The organism is Mycobacterium sp. TH-M15, assembly GCF_057473705.1.
Window position 1 is genome coordinate 1 of record NZ_JBYCLB010000340.1, and the last position, 1,799, is coordinate 1,799.

3 protein-coding genes are annotated in these 1,799 nt (G+C 71.7%); 1 reads left to right on the forward strand and 2 read right to left on the reverse strand.

Annotated features, from left to right (window positions below; all coding sequences use genetic code 11):
• A partial coding sequence (crp, locus tag AC2VNT_RS08280) for a cAMP-activated global transcriptional regulator CRP (protein ID WP_486946397.1) occupies window positions 1-468 on the forward strand: 468 nt, incomplete at its 5' end.
• A 122-nt stretch (window positions 469-590) separates the two neighbouring features.
• Here the strand turns inward: crp and AC2VNT_RS08285 are convergent.
• Both AC2VNT_RS08285 and AC2VNT_RS08290 read right to left on the reverse strand, forming a co-directional pair.
• Window positions 591-1,370: an MBL fold metallo-hydrolase gene (locus AC2VNT_RS08285; RefSeq protein WP_486946398.1), complete on the reverse strand. Its 780-nt coding sequence runs from the start codon at window positions 1,368-1,370 to the stop codon at window positions 591-593.
• 4 nt (window positions 1,371-1,374) lie between these two features.
• Window positions 1,375-1,799, reverse strand: a 425-nt coding sequence (locus tag AC2VNT_RS08290) for a RidA family protein (protein WP_486946399.1), incomplete at its 5' end; no start/stop codon positions are given.

A 1,799-nucleotide genomic window follows, 5' to 3' on the forward strand; every position in this document is an offset into this window, starting at 1 on the left:
ACCATCATGGGTCCGTCCGACATGTTCGGCGAGCTGTCGATCTTCGACCCCGGGCCCCGGACCTCCACGGCGACCACCATCACCGAGGTGAAGGCGGTCTCGATGGACCGCGACGCGTTGCGGTCGTGGATCTCCGACCGCCCGGAGATCGCCGAGCAGCTGCTGCGGGTGCTGGCCCGCCGGCTGCGGCGCACCAACAACAACCTGGCCGACCTCATCTTCACCGACGTGCCGGGCCGGGTCGCCAAGCAGTTGCTGCAGCTGGCCCAGCGGTTCGGCACCCAGGAGGGCGGCGCGCTGCGGGTGACCCACGACCTGACCCAGGAGGAGATCGCCCAGCTGGTGGGCGCGTCCCGGGAGACGGTGAACAAGGCGCTGGCCGATTTCGCCCACCGCGGCTGGATCCGGCTGGAGGGCAAGAGCGTGTTGATCTCCGACTCCGAACGCCTGGCGAGGCGAGCGAGGTGAGCGCGGGCTGAGCCCGGGCGAACCGCAGCGAGCAGCTGGCCGGCTCGCGCTGACCAGCCCCACTTCGGTGATCTTGCGCCCAGGGCCGTGATCACGGCAGATTCGCAGCCCTGCCGGCAATCTCAACGACGCAGGTAATCCAGCTGGGCCTGCACCGACCATTCGGCGACATCCCACAGCTTCTCGTCGACGTCGGTGTAGACGTGTTCGACCACCTGCCGGGTGGTCGCGTCGTCACCCAGCTCGGCCAGCGCGGCGCGGATCTGATCCAGCCGCTGCTCACGGTGGGCCAGATACTCCGCGGCGACCGCCTGCAGGTCGGCCAGCTCGGGTCCGTGGCCGGGCAGCACCGTCCGCCCGCCCAGGCCCCCCAACCGGCGCAGCGATTCCAGGTAGGCGGCCAGGTCGCCGTCTTCGGGGTCGATCACCGTGGTCCCTCGGCCCAGCACGGTGTCGGCGGTGAGCACCGCATCGGCAAGCACGAACGACACCGAGTCAGAGGTGTGCCCCGGCGTCGCCAGCACCTTGATACGCAGGCCGGCGGCCTCGATCAGCGCACCGTCGGTCAGTTCCCCGCCGAGGCGCCGCTGGAAACCACTGGCCACCGACCACACCGGCGCGTCGATCGCGTCGACCAGCTTGTCGATCGCGTCGGTGTGGTCGCCGTGCCGATGGCTGATCAGCACCAGCGCGATCCGGCCCAGGCCGGTGATCCGGCCGATGTGCGCGTCGTCGTCCGGACCCGGATCGACGATCACCACCTCGTCGCTGCCGGGCGCGCGCAGCACCCAGGTGTTGGTGCCCTCCAGCGTCATCAGGCCCGGGTTCTCGGCCAGCAGCACCGACGCGGTGTCGGTGACCGGCCGCAACCGACCGTAGGCGGGGTGGGTCAGCGCCGCCACCGGGCTACCGGGCTTCCCCTGCGACCTCGACCACCAACTCGACCTCCACCGGCGCGTTCAGCGGCAGCTCGGCCACCCCGACCGCCGAGCGGGCGTGCTCGCCGGCGCTGCCGAACACCTCGCCGAGCAGGTCCGACGCCCCGTTGACCACGGCCGGCTGACCGGTGAAACCCGGGGCCGAAGCGACATAGCCGACCACCTTGACGACCCGGGTCACCGCGTCGATACCGACCAGCGCGTGCACGGCGGCCAGCGCATTGAGCGCGCAGACCCGGGCCAGCGCGGTGCCGTCCGCCGGGCTGACGTCGGCCCCGACCTTGCCGGTCTGCGGCAGGGCGCCGCCGCGCATCGGCAGCTGCCCGGAGGTTAACACCAGGTCTCCGGTGCGAACCGCCGGCAGGTAGGAGGCCACCGGCGCCACCACCTCGG